The sequence below is a fragment of the Lacunisphaera limnophila genome (assembly GCF_001746835.1).
Taxonomy (GTDB): Bacteria; Verrucomicrobiota; Verrucomicrobiia; order Opitutales; family Opitutaceae; genus Lacunisphaera; species Lacunisphaera limnophila.
Window position 1 is genome coordinate 652,246 of the sequence record NZ_CP016094.1, and the last position, 23,357, is coordinate 675,602.

General features: G+C 67.3%; 16 protein-coding genes and 2 tRNA genes. 10 read left to right on the forward strand and 8 right to left on the reverse strand.

All coding sequences use genetic code 11. From position 1 onward, the window contains the following. Nucleotides 1-154: 154 nt before the first annotated feature. The 6 genes from Verru16B_RS02910 to rpsB all read right to left on the reverse strand — a co-directional run bounded on the left by Verru16B_RS02910 (nucleotide 155) and on the right by rpsB (nucleotide 4,998). Complete coding sequence (locus tag Verru16B_RS02910; RefSeq protein ID WP_083270052.1) at nucleotides 155-2,263, reverse strand: M3 family metallopeptidase; 2,109 nt, start codon at nucleotides 2,261-2,263, stop codon at nucleotides 155-157. Between the two features lie 61 nt (nucleotides 2,264-2,324). Further along, complete coding sequence (locus Verru16B_RS02915) at nucleotides 2,325-2,651, reverse strand: hypothetical protein (protein ID WP_069960881.1); 327 nt, start codon at nucleotides 2,649-2,651, stop codon at nucleotides 2,325-2,327. 151 nt (nucleotides 2,652-2,802) lie between these two features. After that, nucleotides 2,803-2,890 (reverse strand) — tRNA-Ser (locus Verru16B_RS02920). Between the two features lie 74 nt (nucleotides 2,891-2,964). Then, complete coding sequence (locus Verru16B_RS02925; RefSeq protein WP_069960882.1) at nucleotides 2,965-3,372, reverse strand: DUF983 domain-containing protein; 408 nt, start codon at nucleotides 3,370-3,372, stop codon at nucleotides 2,965-2,967. Nucleotides 3,373-3,517: 145 nt separating this feature from the next. Continuing rightward, on the reverse strand, nucleotides 3,518-4,114 hold the full coding sequence (locus Verru16B_RS02930; protein WP_069960883.1) for a translation elongation factor Ts: 597 nt from the start codon (nucleotides 4,112-4,114) through the stop codon (nucleotides 3,518-3,520). Nucleotides 4,115-4,134: 20 nt separating this feature from the next. Further along, the gene (gene rpsB / locus Verru16B_RS02935) at nucleotides 4,135-4,998 is read right to left on the reverse strand and encodes a 30S ribosomal protein S2 (protein WP_069960884.1); all 864 of its coding nucleotides are present in this window, start codon (nucleotides 4,996-4,998) and stop codon (nucleotides 4,135-4,137) included. A gap of 262 nt (nucleotides 4,999-5,260) precedes the next feature. Here rpsB and Verru16B_RS02940 point away from each other — a divergent pair, with 262 nt between their 5' ends. From Verru16B_RS02940 to Verru16B_RS02960, 5 genes are all read left to right on the forward strand, one after another. After that, nucleotides 5,261-6,379, forward strand: a complete 1,119-nt coding sequence (locus Verru16B_RS02940; protein ID WP_069960885.1) for an ABC transporter permease — start codon at nucleotides 5,261-5,263, stop codon at nucleotides 6,377-6,379. A gap of 137 nt (nucleotides 6,380-6,516) precedes the next feature. After that, nucleotides 6,517-7,467, forward strand: coding sequence for a substrate-binding domain-containing protein (locus Verru16B_RS02945; RefSeq protein WP_069960886.1), 951 nt, complete (start codon nucleotides 6,517-6,519; stop codon nucleotides 7,465-7,467). Between the two features lie 97 nt (nucleotides 7,468-7,564). Then, a complete protein-coding gene (locus tag Verru16B_RS02950; RefSeq protein WP_069960887.1) occupies nucleotides 7,565-9,055 on the forward strand; it encodes a sugar ABC transporter ATP-binding protein in 1,491 nt (496 codons plus the stop codon). A 16-nt stretch (nucleotides 9,056-9,071) separates the two neighbouring features. Next, on the forward strand, nucleotides 9,072-10,154 hold the full coding sequence (locus tag Verru16B_RS02955) for an aldose epimerase family protein (RefSeq protein ID WP_069960888.1): 1,083 nt from the start codon (nucleotides 9,072-9,074) through the stop codon (nucleotides 10,152-10,154). Between the two features lie 71 nt (nucleotides 10,155-10,225). Further along, a tRNA-Met gene (locus Verru16B_RS02960) sits at nucleotides 10,226-10,302 on the forward strand. Between the two features lie 312 nt (nucleotides 10,303-10,614). On the opposite strand, the gene Verru16B_RS02965 is transcribed toward Verru16B_RS02960, so the two are convergent. Continuing rightward, nucleotides 10,615-11,607 (reverse strand): dihydroorotate dehydrogenase-like protein, encoded by a 993-nt coding sequence (locus tag Verru16B_RS02965; RefSeq protein WP_069960889.1) that lies wholly within the window; start codon nucleotides 11,605-11,607, stop codon nucleotides 10,615-10,617. After that, nucleotides 11,604-15,272, reverse strand: a complete 3,669-nt coding sequence (gene nifJ, locus Verru16B_RS02970) for a pyruvate:ferredoxin (flavodoxin) oxidoreductase (RefSeq protein WP_069960890.1) — start codon at nucleotides 15,270-15,272, stop codon at nucleotides 11,604-11,606. Before nifJ ends, Verru16B_RS02965 begins: the two co-directional genes overlap by 4 nt. Nucleotides 15,273-15,357: 85 nt before the next feature. Here nifJ and Verru16B_RS02975 point away from each other — a divergent pair, with 85 nt between their 5' ends. The 5 genes from Verru16B_RS02975 (at nucleotide 15,358) to Verru16B_RS02995 (ending at nucleotide 23,341) form a co-directional block, all read left to right on the forward strand. Next, on the forward strand, nucleotides 15,358-16,698 hold the full coding sequence (locus tag Verru16B_RS02975; protein ID WP_069960891.1) for an acetylxylan esterase: 1,341 nt from the start codon (nucleotides 15,358-15,360) through the stop codon (nucleotides 16,696-16,698). A 118-nt stretch (nucleotides 16,699-16,816) separates the two neighbouring features. Then, nucleotides 16,817-18,178, forward strand: a complete 1,362-nt coding sequence (locus tag Verru16B_RS02980) for a GH1 family beta-glucosidase (RefSeq protein WP_069960892.1) — start codon at nucleotides 16,817-16,819, stop codon at nucleotides 18,176-18,178. 35 nt (nucleotides 18,179-18,213) lie between these two features. Continuing rightward, a complete protein-coding gene (locus Verru16B_RS02985) occupies nucleotides 18,214-19,203 on the forward strand; it encodes a glycoside hydrolase family 130 protein (protein ID WP_069960893.1) in 990 nt (329 codons plus the stop codon). Between the two features lie 170 nt (nucleotides 19,204-19,373). Beyond that, nucleotides 19,374-21,890, forward strand: a complete 2,517-nt coding sequence (locus Verru16B_RS02990; RefSeq protein WP_069960894.1) for a glycoside hydrolase family 2 protein — start codon at nucleotides 19,374-19,376, stop codon at nucleotides 21,888-21,890. Between the two features lie 20 nt (nucleotides 21,891-21,910). After that, nucleotides 21,911-23,341 (forward strand): MFS transporter, encoded by a 1,431-nt coding sequence (locus tag Verru16B_RS02995; RefSeq protein ID WP_083270053.1) that lies wholly within the window; start codon nucleotides 21,911-21,913, stop codon nucleotides 23,339-23,341. The last annotated feature ends 16 nt before the right edge of the window (nucleotides 23,342-23,357 follow it).

The window sequence follows — 23,357 nt, forward strand, 5'->3', positions numbered from 1 at the left end:
CGGCCGCGCTTAGCGGCTGCTCACCTTTATCGGCGAAGTTTCACCCGCCACTGCCGGGTAGTCCGGTTGGAACGTAAACACGTGCCGGACGAAAAGGACCGCCACGACGGCAACGATGGCTGCGATGATGAAAGCCACCGCGGCCGGTCCGGCGCTACCGCTTGATCCCCACGTAGTCGAGGTAAGCCGCCTGCGAGCGCGCCCGCCCGAGGAACTTCTCGACCGATTCGGCCACCTCGCGGGTGTTGCCCGCGGCGTAGATCTCGTCACGCAGGCGGTGCCCGACCGTCTCGTCGAAGAATCCACCGGGGGCCGCCCTGAAGATGCTGGCCATGTCGATGGCCATGACCTTCGACCAGAGATAGCCATAGTAGCCCGCATCGTAGCCGGCGAGATGGCCGAAATTCGCGACGAACGCGGTGTCCGCCGCCGGCTCCAGGTAAACGCGGGCCGCTACCGCGTCACTCAACGCCACGACATCGGCGGTCCACGCGTCATCGACGCTGAGCGTGTGCAGGCCGAGATCGATCAGGCCGAGGGAAAGCTGGCGGCGGGTCGCGAACCCTTCCGTTGCCTCGCGGGCCCGCACCATCGCCGCGATGGTCTCGGCCGGGATTTTATTCGCGGGGTCGCGATAGTCGGCGGCGAAGGTGTCGAGCACGGCCTTGTCCCACACCCAGTTTTCCAGCATCTGCGAGGGCGCCTCGACGAAGTCGCGCGGCACGCCCGAGTAGGTCTGGCTCTGGTACCGGGCGCGGCCGAGCAGGTTGTGCAGGACGTGGCCGAACTCGTGGAAGAGCGTCGTGACGTTGCCGTGCGAGAGCAGCGACGGCCGGTCGGCCGAGGGCGGCGGGAAATTGCAGAGCAGCACCGACACCGGCAGCTCGTAGCGCCCGTCGGACAGGTAACGGGCTGTCTTTTGCCGGAAATGCGCGAAGTGGTTGTATTTCCCCTCGCGCGGAAACATATCGAGGTAGAACGCGCCCTGCGGCTCGCCGGTGGTCGCGTCCGCGACGACATAAAGCTGCACGCCCGGTGCCCAGACGTAGGGCGCGCCCACCTCGGTGAACTTCAAGCCGAAGATGCGCTCGTAGATGGCCAGCATGCCCTGCAGCGTCGCCTCATAGGGGAAGAAGACCTTCAGCGACTCGGTGTCCACCGCATAGCGCTCCTTCAACAGCCGGTTGGTGTAGAAGCTCACGTCCCACGGGTCGAGTTTCGCTTCCGCCAGCCCGGTGTGCGCCGCCTTGAGTTCGCGCAGGGTTTCCTTCTCGGCATCGAACTTGGGCTGCAGGCCCGCCGTGAGTTCCTCCTCGAACTTCAGGGCGGTCGCGGCGTTACCCGACATGCGGGTCTCGGTGCGGAAGTCAGCCCAGTTAGCGTAGCCGAGGCGCTGGGCGATCTCGGCGCGCAGGGCGACGAGTTTGGCGAGCACCGGGATGTTCTTCTCCCGTGCGAGGCGGCTGCGCGCCAGGTGGACGGCACGGCGCGTCTCCGGGTTCGCGGCATTCTCGGCGATGGCCACGGTGTGGAAGGTGATCTGCGGCTGCACGCGGTAACGTCCGTCGGCCTGCCTCACGCCGGGGCTGTCGAGGAAGGTCTGCGGCACGCCCGCGAGCTCCTCCGCCGAGAAATCAAGCGGGGCGCGCGCCTGGTTGATGTTGAGCGAGAATTGCTGCTCCAACTCGCCCAGCCGCTTGCGCAGCTGCTCGACGCGGGTGCGCTCCACCGGCGGCAAAGCCAGGCCGGCGCGGCGGTAATCGCGCAGGGTATGGTCCATCAGCCGCTGCTGCTGCGCATCGAGCGCGGGCTTGGTGTCGGCCACGGCCTTGAGCGCGAGGTAGATGTCTTCGCGGTATTCGAGGGCGATGCCCCAGTTCTCGAGGCTGACTTCGGCCGCGCGGGCGGCGTCACGCAGGGCGGCATCGGGATTTGACTCGGCGATGGTCGAGATCTGGTTGGCGCAGGTCGCCACCGCGCTGGTGATGGTGTCCGCCGCCGCGAAGGTGCTGGCAAAGGTGGCCCGGGCTGGATCCTGCGCCACGAGCTTCGCAAAGGCGGCGTCCGCCTCCCGGATCGCGGCCTCGGTACGGGCCTTGATGGCGTCGGCCGTCAGCGGATAATCAGGCAGGCTCAGGATGTGGCCGGCCTTGGCGGCCCGCGCTTGGAAGTCGGCGAGCGGGGCGGGAGCGGCGAAAGCGACCGGAGGAGTAATGGCGGCCAGCAGCAGGGAGGACAGGAGCAAACGGAATGGAGTCGTCATACGATGATCGATCTCGCTTATGACCTGACCCCACCGAACAGCCAGCCCCGAAACCGCGCCCTCAGGCGGCCATTTCCTTCAGTTCCCGCTCCAGGACGGCTTGCAGCCGCTTCGCCGACACGCGCAGCCGGAGCACGGTGCGCAAGAATCCGCGGTTATGCGGGTGGTAGTGATACTCGATCGCCTCGTTGCGGTACTCCTTCCATACTCGCAGGTCGCCCACGCACCGCACAAATTCGTAATCGGGCGAGGTGTACGCGCGATTCATGCCCAGCAACCAATAGAACGGCCGGGCCTGCCAATGCAGGCTGCGGTGGACGAGCTCATGCTCGAAGGCGTGGGTGGAAATCCCGCGGCGCTCGCAATACAGTTCGCGAAAAGTTTTCATGGCCCGATCACGTGGAGGAGCAGACACCCTGCCATTTTGCCCAATCTGTTGGCAAGAATGGAGAATGGGCCGCCCTCATGCCGGGTTTTGCATCAATGCGGCCCGCGGAAAAAAGCTCGAACGGCGGAAGGATCTTGCGCGGCATCGCAAGTGGCGGAGGGGGAGGGATTCGAACCCCCGGGACCTTGCGGCCCACCTGATTTCGAGTCAGGCGCGATCGACCACTCTGCCACCCCTCCGGAACAAGAGGGGCGAACGTAGGCCCCCGCCCCCAAAACGGAAGCCGAAATTTTCACCGGCACCCGCGTAAAAATCAGACGTTCTCGTCCTCGGTGGCATCCAGCGGGCGCCGGTTGGCCGGCAGGTGCTGCGGGAAGAAGCTGTAATAAAGCATCAACTGCCAACTCCGGGAGGACCGGTAGAGCAACATCGGCACGACCAGCGAGCCGCCGATGGCCAGACCCACGGCCAGCCGGCCACCCAGCCACCCGGCATACCAGGCGAGCAACACCGGGATCAGAAATCCCACCAGGGTGACTCCATAGTTGAGCGACATCGCGCCGAGAAAAAAGCCGTCGTCCTTCTCGAATTTCAACCGACAGTCCGGACACTCGCGGTTGAGCTCGAACAACGTGCCCGCCTTGAAGAGCTGCCGCCCGCCGCAATTGGGGCAGCGGTGGGTGAGCCCGCGGGTGATGATCAGGCCGTGCGTGACTTTCATGGAGGCAGGTTAGCGCCTCGGCCGGAAAGCGAAAGCCTGCTCTGGAACTTAGACCGATATCCCATAGGCCCTATAAGTCCTATAGGCCCCATAAAAAAGGCGCCCCGTTGCCGGGGCGCCTGAAGGTGATGATGCCGTCGTCGCCTTAGGCGCCGAGCTGGAAGCGGACAAACCGGCGGATCGAGATGTTCTCGCCGAGCTTGCCGACCTTCTCGGACAGGATGTCCTTGATGGTCTTCTTGCCTTCGGGATCCTTCACGAACGGCTGGTCGAGCAGGCAGACCTGCGAGTAGTACTTCTCGAGCTTGCCCTCGACGATCTTCTGCACGGCGGCCGGCGGCTTGCCCGCCATCTGCGCCGTGGCGATTTCACGCTCCTTGGCCAGATCGGCCTCGGGCACGTCCTCGCGGCGCACCACGGTGGGGGCGGCGGCGGCGATCTGCAGGCTCACGTCCTGGCAGAGCGCCTTGAAGTCATCGTTGCGGGCCACGAAGTCGGTCTCGCAGTTGATCTCGACGAGCACGCCGACCTTGCCGCCGACGTGGATGTAGGAATGGACGAGTCCTTCCTTGGTCGCACGGCTGGCGAGCTTGTCGATCTTGTTGCCCAGCTTCTTGCGGAGGATCGTGGTGGCCTCCTCAATGTTGCCCTGGGCCTCATCGAGGGCCTTCTTGACGTCGAGCAGACCGGCTCCGGTTTTCTCCCGGAGCTCGCTGATCATGGAGGTGGTGACAGTAGCCATAGTGGGTGATGCTTCGGCGATCAGACCTCGTCGGTGGTGACGGCGGCCTTGTTGGCGCCGCTGGTGCGGGCCGGGCGCTTCTTGGCGACGGGCTTCTCCTCCACGACGTCCTTCAGGCCGGCGGGGATGACCACCTTGTCGAGGTCAACTTCGCCGGTGGCGCTGGCCGCGGCGGTCTCGGCCGGGGTGGCGCGGCGGGTCTCGCGGTGGGCGAGGCCGGCCTGGATGGCGGCGACGATCGTCTCGATGATGATGCGCACCGACTTGGCGGCGTCATCGTTGCCCGGGATCGGGTGCGTGAGCTGGGTCGGGTCGGAATTCGTGTCCACCAGGCCGATGGAGGGGATGCCGACGCGCTTGGCCTCGGCCACCGCGATCTCCTCGTAGTTGGTGTCGATCACGAACATCGCGCGCGGCAGGGCGGTGAGGCCGATGATGCCGTCGAAATTGCGGGTCATGCGGGCCATCTCGCGGCGGATGGCGGACTCCTCCTTGGAGGAGAACTTGCCGAGCTCGCCGCTGGCATCCATCGCCTGGTACTTCTTGTACTTGGCGAGGGACTTCTTGATGGTCTCGAAATTGGTGAGCGTGCCGCCCATCCAGCGGGTGGTGACGTAGGGCATGCCGGTCGCGGCGGCGGCCTCGCGGATCATCTCCTGGGCCTGGCGCTTCGTGCCGACCAGCAGGATGTCGTCACCGTGGGCGACGAGGTTCTCGACGAACACGCAGGCTTTTTCCAGCGCGGCGTGCGTCTTCTCGAGGTCGATGATGGAAATGCCCTGACGGTGGTCGAAGATGTAGGGCTTGGAGCGCGGATTCCAACGCTTGGTCTGGTGACCGAGGTGGACGCCGGCATCGAGGAGGTCTTTGGGAGTTACGTTCATGTGGATCTATGTCGTGACGAGACACAGGTCGGCCAACTGGGCCGCCTTGCGATCGTTACTGTCGTTTAGGTTGATGGATTAAGGTACAGGAAGGGCTGAAAACAGAGATAGGCCGGGCCCTTGGCAAGGCGATTCTCGGGGGCCGGGCGCCGGCTGGCTAAATGGCATGCCGACTGGCATTTAGACTGTCCTAGACCGTGTAATGGTTTGACGCGACGCGGCCCAACCGGTGAATTCCCGCTGGTCCCCGGCTCCTACCCCCATGTTATCGCCCCTGCGCACTCTCTTCCGTTTCCAAGAAAGCGGCCTGCTGCTGGTCATTGTGGCGCTGGGCGTGTTGCTCACGGCCTTCAGCGGCACGGTCCGCACCCCCGTTTTCGAACTCGGCCCCGATGGCGCCCGGCAGCGGGTCTTCACCACCAATGACGCCGGCGAACGCCTGCCGGCCTTCATCGAGAAAAACAAGTTCCTCAACGCCCAGAACCTCGCCCAGCTCGCCAAGGACACCAGCTTCATCGCCATCATGGCGGTCGGCATGTCCATCGTGATCATCGCCGGCGGCATCGACCTCTCCGTCGGTTCCATCTACGCCCTCGCCTCGGTCCTCGGCGCCCTCGCCTTCCAGCACTTCGGCCCCACCGGCGCGGCGGCCGGCACCGCCCCTTGGCTGGCCGTCTCCCTCGGGGCCCTCGCCTGCGTGGGCACCGCCTCGGCCTGCGGCCTGATCAATGGCAGCCTCATCGTCGCCCTGCGCGTCCACCCCTTCATCATTACCCTCGGGGCCATGGCCATCCTCCGTGGCATCGCCTTCGTCGTTACCAAGGGCCAGTCGGTCGGCGGATTTCCGCCCCTCTTCCGCGAGATGGTCCGCTGGGAAACCGCCGGCGGCCTCAGTCTCGTGCCCCTCGGCGTCATGATCGTGGTGCTCATCCTCGGCTGGATCTTCCTCTCCCGCCTCGCCGCCGGCCGCCGCGTGTACGCCGTCGGCGGCAACGAGCTCGCCTCCCGCTTCAGCGGCATCCGCGTCGAACGCGTGAAGCTCGGGGTCTACCTGCTCTCCGGCCTCACCGCCGGCATCGCCGCCCTCATCGCCCTCGGCTACTATGGCAGCGCCAGCTCGGGTGACGGCCAGGGCTACGAGCTCAATGTCATCGCCGCCGCCGTCGTCGGCGGCGCCAGCCTCACCGGCGGCCGCGGCACCGCCCTCGGCGCCGTGCTCGGGGCGCTCATCATCCAGATGATCTCCAGCGGCATCGTCATCCTCGGCATCGACCAGAACTACAGCCAGATCATCATCGGCACCGTCGTCATCGCCGCCGTGGTCCTCGACAACTTCAACACCTGGCTCGCCAAGCGCCGCCTCACCGCCAAGGCCGGGTGATCTTAACCGCGAAGGACGTAAATTCACGCCCAGGATCCGAACCCAGCCCGCCGCGCCCTGTCCCCCTTTCTGCTTCGCACTCCTTCGCCCCCTTCGCCGTTAACCTCCCCACCCTCTTCCACAACCCCCCATACCTCATGAAACGCCTGCTCCTCCTCACCGCCTCCCTGGCCCTCGCCCTCACCGGCAGCGCCGCCCCCCGCGAACTCGTGATCGGCCTCGTCGCCAAGTCCCAGGGCAACCCCGTCTTCCAGGCCGCCCGCGTCGGCGCCGAGGACGCCGCCAAGGAACTCAGCGCCAAGCACAAGATGAACATCCGCATCGACTGGCGCACCCCCAACGAGGAGGACGCCCAGAAGCAGGCCGAGGCCATCGAGCAACTCGTGCTCGCCGGCGCCGAGGGTATCGCCGTCTCCTGCTCCGACGCCAACAAGCTCACCGACGCCATCAACCGCGCCGTCGACAACGGCGTCCCCGTCGCGACTTTCGACTCCGACGCCCCCGCCTCCAAGCGCTTCGTCACCTACGGGGTCGATGACATCGATTGCGGCCGGCAGACCATGGAGGAACTCGCCAAGGTCATGGGCGGCAAGGGCATCATCGCCGTCCTCGCCGGCAACCAGAACGCCCCCAACCTCCAGCAGCGCGTGCAGGGCGTCCGCGAGGTCGCCGCCAAGTTCCCCGGCATCACCATCCGCGACGTCTACTACCACAAGGAAACCCCGCAGGACGCCGCCGCCAAGGTCGAGCAGGTCATGCAAGCCAACCCCGACATCACCGGCTGGGCCATGATCGGCGGCTGGCCGCTCTTCACCGAGAACGCCCTGAAATGGCAGCCCGGCACCGTGCAGTGCGTCTCCGTCGACGCCCTCCCCGCGCAGCTCGCCTACATCCGCAGCGGCCACGTCCCCGTCCTCCTCGCCCAGCAGTGCTACGCCTGGGGCCACCGCTCCGTCGAGCTCCTCATCGAGAAGATCGTCGAGAAGAAGAATCCCCCCGCCGTGAAGGAGGTCAGCGCCCTGATCCCCGTCACCAAGGACACCGTCGACGAATTCGCCAAGAACTGGACCAAGTGGCTGCCGAACTGATTTCCGAAGTAGCGAGTAGCGAGCATCGAGGAGTGAGCATTACGCTGCGCTGACTCTTCTGCTCGCTCCTCACTACCCGCTACTCGCTCCTTCCTCCGTGCCCTTCCTCGAATTCAGCGGGATTACCAAGCGCTTCCCCGGCGTGCTCGCGCTCGACGGGGTCGGCTTCACCGTGGAAAAGGGCACCTGCCACGCCCTCATCGGCGAGAACGGCGCGGGCAAGAGCACGCTCGGCAAGATCCTCGCCGGCGTGCACACCGCCGACGGCGGCGAGATCCGTCTCGACGGCCGCGCCATCGCCCCGACCGACCCGCTCGACGCCCGCGGGCTCGGCATCGCGATGGTGCACCAGGAACTCGCGTTCTGCCCCAACCTGAGCGTCGCCGAGAACCTCTGCCTCGGCGACCTGCCCCGCCGCGCCGGCTTCGTGCAGCGCGGCGAGCTCCGCGCCCGCGCCGCGGCCATGCTCGCCACCATCGGCGCCGACATCGACCCCGCCGCCATCATCGGCACCCTCTCCACCGGCCGCGAACAGCTCGTGCAGATCGCCGCCGCCGTCGGCACCGGCGCCAAGGTCATCGTCATGGACGAGCCCACCAGCTCCCTCTCCGCCGCCGAGACCGCCGACCTCTTCAAGCTCGTGCGCGACCTGAAAGCCCGCGGCATCACGCTCATCTACGTCTCCCACCGTATTGAGGAACTCTTTGCCCTCTGTGACAACATCACCGTCCTGCGCGACGGCAAACACGTCGCCACCGAGAAGATCGCTGAAACCACCCCGCACCGCGTCGTCACCCAGATGATCGGCCGCGAGCTGCTCATCGCCACGCCGAATCACCTCGCCCGCGAACCCGGCGCCGAGCGCCTGCGCGTGGAGTCCCTTTCCTCCCCCGGACAATTTTCAGATATCAACCTCACCGTCCGCGCGGGCGAGATCGTCGGCCTCGCCGGCATCGTCGGCGCCGGCCGCAGCGAGACGGTGCAGGCCATCATGGGCCTCGACCCCGCGGCCACCGGTACGATCACCGTCGATGGCAAGCTCCTCCGCCCCGGCTCGATCGACGCCGCGCTCGCCGTCGGCGTCGGCCTCGTGCCCGAGGACCGCAAGCGCCAGGGCCTCGTGCTCGGCCTCAACTGCCGCGAGAACACCGCCCTCGCCACCCTGCCCGCCCTGTCGCGCTTCGGCTGGGTCAACCGCGGCGCCGAGCACACGCTCACCCAGCGCTACAGCCAGCGCCTGCGGGTGAAGGCTCCTTCCCTCGAATCCATCACCGCCGGCCTCAGCGGCGGCAACCAGCAGAAGATCGCCCTCGCGAAGTGGCTGGCCCGCTCCTGCGACGTCCTCCTGATCGACGAGCCCACGCGCGGCGTCGATGTCGGCGCCAAGGCCGAGATCTACCAGCTCCTCGACGAACTCGCCTGCGAGGGCAAGGCCCTGCTCGTCGTCTCCTCCGAGCTGCCCGAGCTCATCGGCCTCTGCCGCCGCATCCTCGTGATGCGCAACGGCAGCCTCGCCGGCGAAGTCGCCCGCGCCGACTTCAGCGAAGCCGCCCTCATGCGCCTGATGGCCGGCGTCGCCGCCGCCTGATTTCCTGCTCCTCGCCATGTCTTCCCTCCCGTCCATCACCTCTGCCCCCTTCGGCCCGCTCGCCGATGGTCGCGCCACCACGCTCTACACGCTCGTCAACGCCCGCGGGGCGCGCGCCGACATCACCGACTACGGCGCCATCGTCGTGCGCCTGTTCATGCCGGATCGCGCCGGCCGGCTGGACGACATCGTGCTGGGCTACAATTCCGTGACGGACTATGTCCGCAGCAGCCCCTACTTCGGCGCCATCGTCGGCCGCTTCGGCAACCGCATCGCCCACGGCCGCTTCACCCTCGATGGCCAGACCTACCCGCTCGCCACCAACAACACCCCCGGCAACCTGCCCTGCCATCTTCACGGCGGCAACGTTGGCTTCGACAAGGTGCTCTGGTCCGCCACCCCCGCCGTCGTCGACGGCGCCCCCACCCTCACGCTGCAGTACCGCAGCCCCGACGGCGAGGAAGGCTACCCGGGCAACCTCGACGTCACGGCCGTCTACACGCTCGGCCATGACAACTCGCTGCGCGTCGACTACCGGGCCACGACCGACCGCGCCACCCCGGTCAACCTCACGCAGCACTCCTATTTCAATCTCCAGGGCGAAGGCCGCGGCGACATCCTCGATCACCAGCTCCAACTCCACGCGAGCCACGTCACGCCGGTCAACGCCGGCCTGATCCCCACCGGCCGGATCGCCCCCGTCGCCGGCACCCCGTTTGATTTCACCACCCCGCAGCGCATCGGCGATCGCGTGGACGCGCCGGACGAGCAGCTGCAATTCGCCGGCGGCTACGACCACAACTGGGTCCTCGACAGCCAATCCGGCCAGCTCGCCCTCGCTGCCACCGCCTCGGAACCCACCTCCGGCCGCACGATGCAGGTCTGGACGCAGGAGCCCGGCGTCCAGTTCTACGGCGGCAACTTTCTCGACGGCTCCGCCGTCGGCAAAAGCGGCCAGCCCTACGGTCGGCGCTCCGGCTTCTGCCTCGAGACGCAGCATTACCCCGACTCGCCCAACCAGCCCGCCTTCCCCAGCACGATCCTGCGTCCCGGCCAGACGTACCGGACGAGCACCGTCTTCAAATTCTCGGCCCGTTGAGACCGGGACCCGCCGTGAAAATGGCCGCTTGACAGTGTCCGTCCCGGTTCGCACGTTGGCCCTCCCCTTGTTGCAGGGTGGAGCAGCCTGGTAGCTCGTCAGGCTCATAACCTGAAGGTCGTTGGTTCAAATCCAACCCCTGCACCCAATTTATCCCTCGTGACCGCAAGGTCGCGGGGGATTGTTGTTTTAACGGGTTGGAACGGCGGACCCACCAATCATGGCCCCGGCCCGGCCGTGGGGGTGATTTCACCCGCCCAAACGAAAGGCCCGCAGATTGCTCCGCGGGCCTCACGTTTTCATGCCGCCCCGTGGCGCCGGACCGATGGAGCTTCCACGCAAACCCTCGGCCCGCGCCACGAGACGGATGAAATTGTTGAACTGCCGTCCCGCGGCACCGGCATCGGATGGGCTTCCACGCAAACCGCCCGAACCGTGCCGCAGGGCGGCAGAAATGGTTTTATTCGCGCCAGAGTTGCATGCTCCTTAGGTAGTTGCCCCGCTCGTAGGCCTCGGGGTCGGCGCACCGCTTCAGGCTGAGCGCGCCGCGCATCTTGGTGACGGAATCGTACTCATGCTCCTCCATCCACTGGCGGAGGCCGGCGAGCAACCGGGCGAATTCGCCCGGGCCGTGCCGCAGGAGGGCCGCGACGGTCTGCACGGTGTCGGCGCCGGCGAGGATCGCCTTCACCACATCGTCGGACCGCTGCACCCCGCCGCTGCAGGAAAGGTTCAGCTTCACCTGGTCGCGCAACAGGCCCAGCCAGCGCAGGCGCAGGCGCAGGTCCTCGGCGGTCGACAGGTCGAGATGCGGCCGGACCTCGAGGGTCTCGGTGTCGATCTCAGGCTGGAAAAACCGGTTGAACAGCACGAGGCCGTCCACCTTCTCCTTCTCCAGCCCGCCGGCGAGATGCGCGACCGAGGTGTAGAAGGAGGAGAGTTTCACCGCGATGGGGATGCGGACGTTGCTGCGGACGGCGCGCACGATGTCCATGAGGCGCTGTTCCAAGTCGGGCCCGCTGACGCTCATCTGCGTCGCGAGGAAGTACGTGTTGAGCTCGATCGCGTCGGCGCCGGCCTGTTCCATCAGCTTCGCGTAGTCGGTCCACGAGCCGGGTTGGTTGCCGTTGAGCGAGGCGATGACCGGCAGTCCGGTCACGCGCTTGATGCAGCCGAGCCGCTCGAGATACTCGTCCGGGCCCAGGCGGTAGTCGCCGGTCTCGGGGAACATCGTCGTGGCCTCGGCGAAGCTGTCCTGCCAGCGGCCCAGGTGGCGGTCAAAGGCCACCGCGTTGCCCTCCAGCTGCTCTGCGTAGAGCGAGTGCATCACGATGGCGGGCGCGCCGGCATCCTGCAGCCGGCGCACGCTGTCCATGTTGTCCACCAGCGGCGAGGCGCCGGGGAGGAGCGGGTTGGCCAGCTTGAGCCCGAGATAGGTGGTCGTCAGGTTCATGCGGCGGGCGTTGAGGGTTTGGCGGCGGGCGGCACCACGGCGGCCGGAGTCGCGGGTGGTGTCGGGGGTGCAGCCCCCTCACCGGCGAGATGCTGGTAGTGGGCGAAGCGGCGCGTGACCGCCTCCTGTGCGCGGCCGGCGAGTTCGCGGGCGCGCTCGGGGTCGGACTGGTGCAGCGCCTGGAAGCGGAGCTCGTTGCGCGTGTAGGTGCTCAGCGGGTGCTTCGGCGGCGCGGAATCGAGGACGGTGACCGGCTTGCCCTCGGCGGCCCGCGAGGGGTTGTGCCGGAAGAGCGGCCAGCAGCCGGTCTCGACGGCCAGCTTCTGCTGGTCGAGGCCGTTGGCCATCGAGTACCCGTGCGCGATGCAGTGCGAGTAGGCGATGATCAGCGAGGGGCCGGGGTGCGCCTCGGCCTCGATAAAGGCCTGGACGGTCTGGCTGTCCTTCGCACCGAAGGCGACGCGGGCGACATAAACCCCGCCGTAGCTGGCGGCGATCAGGGCCAGGTCCTTCTTCTCGGTGTCCTTGCCCGCGGCGCTGAACTTGGCGATGGCGCCGAGCGGGGTGGACTTCGAGCGCTGGCCACCGGTGTTGGAGTACACCTCCGTGTCGAGCACGAGGATGTTCACCTTGCGGCCGCTCGCCAGGACGTGGTCGAGGCCGCCGAAGCCGATGTCGTAGGCCCAGCCGTCCCCGCCGACGATCCACACGGATTTCCGGACGAGGTAGGCGGCGAGCTGCGCCAGCAGGCGGGCGCGGCTGTCGTTGATCGTGGCGAGCGCGGCCTCGAGGTCCACGAGCAGGCCTCGAGCGACGGCGATGCCGGTCTCCTTGGACTGGTCGGCGGCCTTCAGGCCCGCGACGACGGCGGGGGGCAGCGACGGCGCGAGTTCGTCAAGCAAGCGCCAGGCCTGGGCGACGAGCTGGTCGACGCCGGCGCGCATGCCGAGGCCGTATTCGGCGTTGTCCTCGAAGAGCGAGTTGGACCAGGCCGGGCCGCGACCCTGCGCGTTGACGCTGTAGGGGGTCGTCGGGAGGTTGCCGCCGTAGATGGAGGAGCAGCCGGTGGCGTTGGCGATGTAGAGCCGGTCGCCGTAAAGCTGGGTGAGCAGCTTCAGGTAGGGCGTCTCGCCGCAGCCGGCGCAGGCGCCGGAGAACTCGATGAGCGGCTCGCGGAACTGCGTGCCCTTCACGGTATCCTGCAGCAGTGCGGCCGGGGCCGGCGGCAGCTTCAGGAAGAAGTCGAAGTTGTCGCGTTCGGCGTCGCGGATCGGCGCGGCCGGGGCCATCATCAGGGCCTTGCGGCCGAGGTCGGACTTGTCGCGTGCCGGGCAGACCTTGGCGCAGAGCGTGCAGCCGGTGCAGTCCTCGCCCGCCACCTGGATGGTGTAGGCGTAGCCGGGCAAGTCGTTCGAGCGGAGTTTCGCGTGCTTGTAGGTCGCGGGCGCGCTCGCCATGTCGGCGATCGGGCATACACCGGCCCGGATCGCCGCATGGGGACACACCAAGACACACTTGTTACACTGGATGCAAAGGTCCGCGTCCCACACCGGCAGCTCCTGCGCGATGCCGCGCTTCTCCCAGCGGGCCGTGGCCACCGGCCAGGTGCCGTTGGGCGGGAAGGCGCTGACGGGCAGGCTGTCGCCGTCGCCGGCCAGCATGACGGCCGTGACGCGTTGGACAAAATCAGGGGCGCCAGCGGGCACGATGGGCGGGCGGCCGAGGGTGGCCGTGACCGCCGCGGGGATCGCGATCCGGTGCAGGGAGGCCAGCGCGGCGTCGACCGCGGCCTCGTTCTTGGCCACGACCGCCTCGCCCTTGCGGCCGTAGGTCTTGCGGATGGCGTACTTGATGGCGGCGATGGCCTCGTCCCGCGGCAGGACGCCGGAGAGGGCGAAGAAACAGGTCTGCATCACCGTGTTGATCTGCCCGCCCATGCCGGCGGCGCGGGCCACGGCGTAGGCGTCGATCGAGTGGAGCTCGAGCTTGAGCGCGATCACCTTCTCCTGCACCTCGCGCGGGAGGCGATCCCAGACCTTGTCCGGCGGGGTGGCCACGTTGAGCAGCAGGGTGGCGCCGGGCGCGGCCTGCTTGAGCACGTCGAGTTTCTCGATGAAGGGGAAGTGGTGCACCGCGACGAATTCGGCGCGGTCAATCAGGTAGGGCGCGCGGATCGCACCGGGGCCGAAGCGTAGGTGCGAGACGGTCATGGCGCCGCTCTTCTTCGAATCATAGACGAAGTAGCCCTGGGCGTTGAGCGCGGTGCCCTCGCCGATGATCTTGATGGAATTCTTGTTCGCCCCGACGGTGCCGTCGGCGCCGAGCCCGTAGAAGACCGCGCGGCGCGTGCCGGCGGGCTCGATGTCGATCTCGGCCCCGTAGGTCAGCGAGAGACGGGTGACATCGTCGTTGATGCCGACGGTGAAGCGGCGCCGCGGGTTCTCCACCTTCAGCTCGTCGAACACCGCGCGGACCATCGCCGGCGTGAATTCCTTCGAGCCCAGGCCATAGCGGCCGCCGATCAGGGTGATGTCGGTGCGGCCGGCCTCGAGGAGCGCGGTCGCGACGTCGAGATGCAGCGGCTCGGCGAGCGCACCCGGTTCCTTGGTGCGGTCGAGCACGGCGATGCGGCGCACGGTGCGCGGCAGCGCGGCCAGCAGGGCGGTGGCATCGAAGGGCCGGTAGAGCCGCACGCGCAGCACGCCGGTGCGGCGGCCGTGGGTGTTGAGCCAGGCGGCGGTCTCGGCGGCGGTCTCGCCGCCGGAGCCCATGACGATGATCACCTGCTCGGCCTCGGGGTGGCCCTCGTAGTCGAACAGCTTGTAGGCGCGGCCGGTGCGCACGGCGAACTCGTCGAAGAGGTCCTGCACCGTCGCGGCCACGCGGTCATGGAAGGGGTTGCAGGCCTCTCGGGCCTGGAAGAACACGTCGGGATTCTGCGCCGTGCCGCGGATCGAGGGACGATCGGGGGTGAGCGCGTTCTCGCGGAACGCCGCGATGTGCCGCTCATCCAGGAGCGCGCGCAGGTCGTCGTCCGAGAGCAGCGCGATCTTGCCCACCTCATGCGAGGTGCGGAAGCCGTCGAAGAAATGGATGAAAGGCACGCGGGTCGCCAGGGTCGCGGCGTGCGTGATCAGGGCGAAGTCCTGCGCCTCCTGCACCGAGCCGGAGCAGAGCATGGCACAGCCGGTCCCGCGGCAGGCCATCACGTCGGAATGGTCGCCGAAGATCGAGAGCGCATGCGTGGCCAGCGCGCGGGCCGTGACATGTAGGGCGAAGGGGTGCAGTTCACCCGCGATCTTGTACAGATTCGGGATCATCAGCAGGAGGCCCTGCGACGCGGTGAACGAGCTGGCGAGCGCGCCCGATTGCAGCGCGCCGTGGAGCGCGCCGGCGGCGCCGCCCTCCGACTGCATTTCCACCACTTCGGGCACATGGCCCCAGAGGTTGGTTTTGTGCTTTGCGGCCCACTCATCGACCCACTCGCCCATGGGCGAGGACGGGGTGATGGGATAGATCGCAAACAGCTCGCTTAGACGGTAAGCCACGGACGCGACGGCTTCGTTCGCATCAAGCGTGGCAGTGGTGACGGGGCGTGGACTGATCACCCGGTCAGCATAGCGGAGATGCGGGCGCTTGCCCCCGCAGCAGTTGCCGAGAGCCATGCATATCTTGGCTGATCCCGCGGCCCGGCCCTGCATTGACCCGATCCGCATTAGCTGTCTGCGTATCCGCCTGCCCCCCATCCCCATGCCCCAACGCCTGCTTTGCCTGCTCCTGCTCGTGACGGCCCTGCGCGCCGCCGACACCCCGATCAGCCCCGTCCCTTCGCCCGCCGATTTCCGCGTGGCCACCATCCAGGTGCGCATCGCACCCGATCACCGCGATTGGACCTACCGGCTGGGTGAACCGGCCAAGTTCCGCATCATGGTCACCGCGGACAACACCCCGGTGGACCAGGCCACGGTCACCTACTCGGTTGGGCCGGAAATGATGCCGGTGGCCACGCAGACCGCCCTGGTGCCGCTCGACGGTCTGGTGGTGGACGGCGGCACCCTGCACACGGGCGGCTTCATCCGCTGCAAGGCCTCGGTGGAGTTCGCCGGCCGCACCTACCAGGGCGTAGGCACGGCCGCCTTCGCGCCGGAGACCATCCGGCCCGTGCAAACCGACCCGGCCGACTTCGATGCCTTCTGGCAGAAGGGCAAGGACGAGCTCGCGCAGATCCCGGTCGAGGCCAAGGTGACGCTCCTGCCCGACGCCTGCACCGACACCGTGAACGTGTATCACGTCGGCATCCGCACCGTGGGCCGTTCCTGGGCGGCCGCCGGCCGCGTCTACGGCATCCTCACCGAGCCGAAGGCCCCGGGTCGCTACCCGGCCGTCCTGATGGTGCCCGGCGCCGGGGTGCGCCCTTACCCCGGCAACACCGACCTGGCCGCCCGCGGCGTGATCGTGCTCGAGATCGGCATCCACGGCCTGCCCGTCAACCTCGCTAAGGAAGTCTACGACCAGCTGCACGCCGGCGCCTTGAACGGCTACCAGACTTTCAACCTCGATGACCGCGACACTTACTACTATCGCCGGGTCTACCTGAATTGCATCCGCGCCAATGATTTTCTGGTCGCGCGCCCGATGTGGAACGGCCGGGACCTCCTCGTGACCGGCGCCAGCCAGGGCGGCCTGCTCTCCATCGTGACCGCCGCGCTCGACCCGCGCGTCACGGGCCTGGCCGCGATCCATCCCGCGCTCTGCGACGTCGCCGGCCCGCTCCACGGCCGCGCCGGCGGCTGGCCCCACCCCTTCAAACCGGCGGACGACGGCACGCCCTCGGCCCTGGCCACGCCGGCCAAGATCGCCACGCTCACCTACTACGACGCGGTGAACTTCGCCCGCCGCCTGAAGGTGCCCGGCTTCTACATCTGGGGCTACAACGATGAGGTCTGCCCGCCGACCTCCACGTTCGCCGCCTATAACATCATCACCGCGCCCAAGACCCTCGCTGTCCAGCCGGAGCAGGCCCACACCTACCCGGCGGAACAGGGGGAGGCGGTCAACCGCTGGCTGCTGCGCACGCTGAAGTTAAACTAAACCCCTCCCCCGTCCGAGTCTCAATTTCGCAACAAGGATTCTCATTACCTTGCGGCAGGCCCGCCGCTAAGATGACGATTCCCGGTCTTCAACCGCCTCCCCTACCCCCGTCCTCCTGATGTCCTTCTCCACCGATTTCACCTGGGGCGCCGCCGCCGCCGCCTACCAAATTGAAGGCGCCGTCGCCGAAGACGGCCGCGCGCCCTCCATTTGGGACATCCACACCCACCAGCCCGGCCGCATCTTCGAAGGTCACACCGGTGACACCGCGTGCGACCACTACCATCGGTATGCGGAGGATGTCGCCCTCCTGAAGAATCTCGGCGTCAAGGCCTACCGCCTGTCCATCGCCTGGCCCCGCGTCATCCCGCAGGGCACCGGCAAGCCGAACCCCAAGGGCCTGGCCTTCTACGACAAGCTCTTCGACGAACTCCTCGCCGCCGGCATCACGCCCTGGGTCACGCTCTTCCACTGGGACCTGCCCAACGCGCTCCAACGCCGCGGCGGTTTCTCGAACCGCGACATGGTCGAGTGGTTCGGCGACTACGCCGCCCTCATGGCGGATCGCTACGGCGACCGGGTGAAGAACTGGATCACCTTCAACGAGCCGCCCTGCACCGTCGGCCTCGGCTTGCTCGACGGCGTCTTCGCCCCTGGTTACAAGCTCCCGCACAGCGAGTGCCTGCTCGCCGCCCACCACCTGCTGATGGCCCACGGCCGCGGCGTCCAGGCCCTCCGCGCCGGCTGCGACGGCAAGATCAAGGTCTCGATCGCCCACACCGCCCGCGAACGCATCCCCGCCACCGGCAGCAAGCGCGACATCGAGGCCGCCCGCCGCGACTACTTCGCCAGCACCAACCGCGACATGTGGAACCTCTCCTGGTGGGCCGACCCCATCATGTTCGGGCGCTACCCCGAGGACGGCCTCAAGGCCTTCGGCGCCGAGGTGCCCGAGATCCGCACCGGTGACATGAAGCTGATCTCCCAGAAGGTCGACCTGCTCAGCTACAATTGCTACACCGGCAACCGCTACCGCGCCGCCGCGGGCGGCACGACCGAAAAGGTCCCCGACAGCTGGGGCATCGGCAACCCCCGCGGCACGCTCCCGTGGCTGCAGGTCGCCCCCGACGCCCTCTACTGGGCCGCCAAGTTCCAGACCGAGCGTTACGGCCTGCCGATCGCCTTTTCGGAAAACGGTTTTTGCAACACCGACTTCGTCCACCTCGACGGCAAGGTGCACGACTCGCAACGCATCGACTTCCTCAGCCGCTACCTCGCGGGCCTCAAGCGCGCCGCCGCCGAGGGCGTGCCGGTCGCCGGCTACTTCTACTGGTCCATCCTCGACAACTTCGAGTGGTGCGAGGGCTACAAGGACCGCTTCGGCCTCATCCACGTCGACTACCAGACCCAGAAACGCACGCCCAAGGATTCCTACTACTGGTACCGCGACGTCATCCGCCGCAACGGCGCCACCCTCTGACGGCCCACCCGCCACTTTCCCCCGCCTCCCCGTCCATGAAACTGAAGATCCACGCCCCCGCGCTTCCGAACATCCCCTGGCAGCCCCGCCCGAAGGGCAACACCGACCTGCTCTGGCGTTACAGCAAGAACCCCGTCGTCGGCCGCCGCCCGCTCCCGCACGTCACCGGCATCTACAACAGCGCCGTCGTTCCGTGGAAGAAGGGCTTCATCGGCGTGTTCCGCACCGAGGGCATGTCCCGCGTCCCGCACCTGCACGTCGGCCGCAGCCCCGACGGCCTCAAGTTCACCTTCGAGCCCAAACCGATCGTCCTCACGAACGCCGACCCCGAGGTCACCCGCTTCGAATACGCCTACGACCCGCGCGTGACGCTCATCGACGGCGTCTACTACGTCACCTGGTGCAACGGCTACCACGGTCCGACCATCGGCATCGCCAAGACCACGGACTTCGTGAACTTCGAGCAGGTCGAGAACGCCTTCCTGCCCTACAACCGCAACGGCGTGCTCTTCCCCCGCAAGGTCAACGGCAAGTACCTCATGCTCAGCCGGCCCTCCGACACCGGCCACACGCCCTTCGGCGACATCTTCACCAGCGAGAGCCCCGACCTCGTCCACTGGGGCAAACACCGCCACGTCCTCGGCAAGGGTTGGCCCTGGTTCCAGGGCACGAAGATCGGCGCCGGTCCTTCGCCCATCGAGACCAGCGAGGGCTGGCTGCTCATCTATCACGCCGTCACGGGCACCTGCAACGGCTTCGTCTACTCCATCAGCGCCATGCTGCTCGACCTCGACCAGCCGTGGAAGGTCATCGCGTCGGCCAACCAGGCCCTGCTCTGCCCCGAGGCGGAGTATGAGCTCTCCGGTTTCGTCCCCGGCGTGTGTTTCCCGGTCGGTGCCCTCTGCGACGCCGCCACCGGCCGCCTGGCGCTCTATTATGGCGCCGCCGACACCTTCACCGCGCTCTGCTTCGGCAACGTCGAGGACATCGTCCGGTTCGTGAAGGAAAATCCCCTCCAGAAATGAGCCCCGGGGCGGTCATCACGACCGCCCTTTGTTTTATGCCGCCGAGGAGAATCTCCACCCCAGGTTCGCCCACGTGGGAGGGACTTTGTATCCCGACCAGCACCACGCTGCGTTCACGCCCCGTCGCGGCGTAAAGCCGCTCCCACCCTCCCCTTTCTGGCCGACGCCCCGTGTCCACCCTCTCCCTCGCCTCCGCCCGCTGGCAGTTCCGCGATGCGACAGAGCAAACGCCCTGGCGCGCCGCCACCGTGCCGGGCTGCGTGCACACCGACCTGCGCCGGCACCGGCTGATCCCCGACCCGTTCTGGGGCACCAATGAGCTGGAGCTCCAGTGGATCGAGGAGCATGACTGGGAATACCGCACGACCTTCCGCGTTTCCGCCGCCCTGCTCGCCGAGGAAAATCTCGACCTCGTGGCCGACGGTCTCGACACCGTCGCCACCGTACGCCTCAACGGCCGCCTCGTCGCCCGCACGGAGAACATGTTCCTCGGCCACCGCTGGGCCGTGCGCCCGCTGCTCCGGCCCGGCGCCAACGAGCTCGTGATCCGTTTCGGCAGCGCGATGAAATACATCCGCACGCACCGGCCCGCGCACACCCCGCGCGAGTTCAACGATCCCGTCGGCCGCAGCCAGGTCATCCGCAAGCAACCCTGCCAGTTCGGCTGGGACTGGGGCCCGCGTCTCGTCACCGCCGGCATCTGGCGTGACCTCCGCCTGGAGGCCTGGAGCGGCAACCGCCTGGAAACCGTCCGCATCACGCAAAAGCACCGCAAGGACGGCAGCGTGCTCCTGACCTTCGAGCCCGAGCTGGCCCGGAAGGAAGCAAAGATCGACATCCTCGGCACCGTTTCGCTCAACGGCAAAGTCGTCAGCCAAATCGCCAATCTTAAATCTCTCGTCGTCAATCCTGCCCTTTGGTGGCCCAACGGCCACGGCGCCCAGCCGCTTTACCAGATCGAACTTGCGGTCACCGACCGTCACGGCGGGCTCATCGGTCGTTGGTCGAAACGGATCGGCCTGCGCACGCTCGTCCTCGACCGCCACCCCGACGCGGCCGGCGAGACCTTCCAGTTCGTGGTCAATGGCCGCGCGATCTTCGCCAAGGGTGCGAACTGGATCCCCGCCCACAGCTTCGTCGCCGGCCTGACCCGGGCCGACTATGCCCGCGACCTCACCAGCGCTGCCGCGGCCCACATGAACATGCTGCGCGTCTGGGGCGGCGGCATCTACGAGAGCACGGATTTCTACGACCTCTGCGACGAGCTCGGCCTCATGATCTGGCAGGACTTCATGTTCTCCTGTTCGATCTACCCGGGCGACGCCGCGTTCCGGGCCAGCGTGCGGGCCGAGGCGGTCCACCAGGTGAAGCGCCTGCGCCACCACGCCTGCCTCGCGCTCTGGTGCGGCAACAACGAGATTGCCCAGCTCAACACTTACGGCGGCGGGATCAACAAGGGCGACCTGATCGATCAGCCGAAGCTGCGTCGCGACTACGAGGCCATCTTCCACCAGCTCCTGCCCGCCGCGGTCGCGGCGCACGACGGCGTCACGGCCTACTGGCCCTCCTCCCAATGGCGCAACACCTTCGCGGACTCGGTTTCCAAAACCGCGACGCACCCGGCCGGTGAACAGCGCGGCGACACCCACTACTGGGATGTCTGGCACGCCCGCCACCCGGTGAAGGACTACGAGAAATGGCGATTCCGCTTCTGCTCGGAATTCGGCATGCAGAGCTACTGCTCCCCCGCCACCACGGCCACGTTTACGCCCCCGGACCGCCGCAACGTCTTCGGCCCACTGATGGAGAACCACCAGAAGAATCGCGCCGGCAACCAGATCATCCTCGATTACGTCTCGCGCCGCTACCGTTTCCCCAAGTCGCAGGAGGCGCTCATCTACCTCTCCCAGCTCAACCAGGCCCATTGCATGCAGGTCGGCGTCGAGCACTACCGCCGCCACATGCCGCACTGCATGGGCGCGCTCTACTGGCAGCTCAACGACTGCTGGCCCGTCGCCTCGTGGAGCTCGCTCGAGTTCACCGGCCGCTGGAAGGCCCTGCACCACGCCGCCCGCCGCTTCTTCGCCCCGGCCCTGGTCAGCGCCCACGTGCCCGGCGACGAGGACACGATCATCGGCAACTACCGCACCACGACCGTCGACGCGGTCCATCTCCACACCGTCTACGACGCCCCCGCGCCGGCCCGCGGCGAACTCCGCTGGGAACTCTTCCACCTCGACGAGCACATCATCACCCGCGGGCGGAAGAAAGTCATCCTGCGCCCAGGCGAGAGCGTCCGCCAGCAGACCCTGCGCTTCGGCAAACTCATGGCGGCGCACGGCCGCGACAACCTCCACCTGCGCATCGCCCTCGTCATCGGCCGCCGCCGCGTGAGCGAGGAGACGGTGTTCTTCGCCCCGCCCCGTTTCCTCAATCTGCAGCGGCCCAAAACCAAGGTTGCGATCCGCGCCGTGGGCCCGGCGGCCTTCGATCTCACGTTCCGCACCTCGGCCTTCCAACACCGCTTCGCCTTCGACCTGCCCGGACTGGCGCACCGCAGCGACGACAACTGGTTCGAGCTCTACCCCGACGAGCCCAAGACCGTGCGGGTCTTGTGCAATCAACCGCAATCCTTGGCGCGCGTGCGAAAAAGCCTCGTGCACCAATCACTGGTCGACAGCTACTAGCCGGACCTTCCGCCCAACCCATGAAACCATCCCCGGCCCCTGACGCCACCGCCCCTGAAGATCGCGTGCCCCTCAAGACCAAGGTCTCCTACGGCCTGGGCGGCTCCGTGGACATGTGGGGCCACTGGCTCTACCCCAATCTGGCCTACCCGGTCTTCAACATCTTCCTCGGGCTCTCGCCCCAGCTCGTGGGCACGGCGCTGATGCTGATCCGGCTCGTGGACGCGCTCTCCGACCCGCTCTTCGGCTGGCTCTCGGACAACGCGCGCACCCGCTACGGCCGGCGCCGGCCGTTCATCCTCGTCGGCGGCATCTGCTCGGCGGTCGGGCTGCCGCTGCTGTTCTTCATCCCGGCGGACTGGCGCGGCGACATTGTCTTCTGGTGGATGCTGGGCACCAGCCTGCTGTTCATCCCCTTCGTCAGCTGCTTCAACATGCCCTACCAGAGCCTCGGCAACGAGCTCACGCCGGACTACCACGAACGCACCAGCGTGATGGCCGTGAAAGGCATGATCCAAAAGATCTTCGAGGTCGCGTTCTTCGTCGGCCTGCCGTTCACCAACCTCGCGATGTTCACGATGGCCGACGGCAAGCAGAACGTCCTCTTCGGCGTCCAGGTTTTCTGCGCCGGCCTCGGCGTGCTGATGCTCTTCAACACGCTGATGGTGTTCTTCAACGTCAAGGAGCGCTACTACGCCGGCGTCGCCGCCCGGAAGCAGGAGAAGGTCGGCTTCAAGGAATCCATCTACGAGACCATGAAGTGTCGGCCCTTCCGGCTGAAGATGTTCGCCGTGCTCAGTTTTTCGCTCGGGACGAGCATGATCGGCTCCCTCGGCTACTACGCCACGCTCTACTACGTCGCCGGCGGCGACACCAAGTCCGGCAACAACTGGAACGGCCTGATGGGCCTCTCCTACATGCTCGGCGGCTTCGTCGGTGCCCCGGCCCTCGCCTGGGTGTGCCGCCGGCTGGGCAAGAAGCCCACCGTGCTCTTCATCTGCGGCCTCGGCTCCGCAATCTACGGCGCGACCTGGTTCCTCTACACGCCGTCCCTGCCGTGGCTGCAGGTCTTTGCCTCCGCCTCGATCGCGTTCACCGCCGCCGGCTACTACATGATGGATCAGACCATCGGCGCCGACATCATGGACTACGACGAGCTCAACACCGGCAAGCGCCGCGAGGGCGCCTTCTCCGCCTGCGGTTCCTGGATGAGCAAGGCGGGCAACGCTTTTGGCTACTTCATCTCGGGCCAGGTGCTCGGTCTCACGGGTTTCGCCGCCGACAAGGCCGTGCAGAGCCCCGAGACGATCTTCTGGATCCGCGCCATGCTCGCCGGCATCCCCATCCTCGGCCTGATTTTGGTCGCAATCTTCATGGCGCAGTATCCGCTCACGCAGCAGAAGATGGCCGAGATCCGCGCGCAGCTCGAGGCCCGCCGCGGCAAGGTCTGAACGCTTTCGTCCCCCT

What these genes read in the sequence shown, in the direction of transcription:
- Verru16B_RS02910 (WP_083270052.1), bottom strand. Translation starts at nt 2,263, where the DNA reads ATGACGACTCCATTCCGTTTGCTCCTGTCCTCCCTGCTGCTGGCCGCC.
- Verru16B_RS02915 (WP_069960881.1), bottom strand. Translation starts at nt 2,651, where the DNA reads ATGAAAACTTTTCGCGAACTGTATTGCGAGCGCCGCGGGATTTCCACC.
- Verru16B_RS02925 (WP_069960882.1), bottom strand. Translation starts at nt 3,372, where the DNA reads ATGAAAGTCACGCACGGCCTGATCATCACCCGCGGGCTCACCCACCGC.
- Verru16B_RS02930 (WP_069960883.1), bottom strand. Translation starts at nt 4,114, where the DNA reads ATGGCTACTGTCACCACCTCCATGATCAGCGAGCTCCGGGAGAAAACC.
- rpsB (WP_069960884.1), bottom strand. Translation starts at nt 4,998, where the DNA reads ATGAACGTAACTCCCAAAGACCTCCTCGATGCCGGCGTCCACCTCGGT.
- Verru16B_RS02940 (WP_069960885.1), top strand. Translation starts at nt 5,261, where the DNA reads ATGTTATCGCCCCTGCGCACTCTCTTCCGTTTCCAAGAAAGCGGCCTG.
- Verru16B_RS02945 (WP_069960886.1), top strand. Translation starts at nt 6,517, where the DNA reads ATGAAACGCCTGCTCCTCCTCACCGCCTCCCTGGCCCTCGCCCTCACC.
- Verru16B_RS02955 (WP_069960888.1), top strand. Translation starts at nt 9,072, where the DNA reads ATGTCTTCCCTCCCGTCCATCACCTCTGCCCCCTTCGGCCCGCTCGCC.
- Verru16B_RS02965 (WP_069960889.1), bottom strand. Translation starts at nt 11,607, where the DNA reads ATGAACCTGACGACCACCTATCTCGGGCTCAAGCTGGCCAACCCGCTC.
- nifJ (WP_069960890.1), bottom strand. Translation starts at nt 15,272, where the DNA reads ATGGCTCTCGGCAACTGCTGCGGGGGCAAGCGCCCGCATCTCCGCTAT.
- Verru16B_RS02975 (WP_069960891.1), top strand. Translation starts at nt 15,358, where the DNA reads ATGCCCCAACGCCTGCTTTGCCTGCTCCTGCTCGTGACGGCCCTGCGC.
- Verru16B_RS02980 (WP_069960892.1), top strand. Translation starts at nt 16,817, where the DNA reads ATGTCCTTCTCCACCGATTTCACCTGGGGCGCCGCCGCCGCCGCCTAC.
- Verru16B_RS02985 (WP_069960893.1), top strand. Translation starts at nt 18,214, where the DNA reads ATGAAACTGAAGATCCACGCCCCCGCGCTTCCGAACATCCCCTGGCAG.
- Verru16B_RS02995 (WP_083270053.1), top strand. Translation starts at nt 21,911, where the DNA reads ATGAAACCATCCCCGGCCCCTGACGCCACCGCCCCTGAAGATCGCGTG.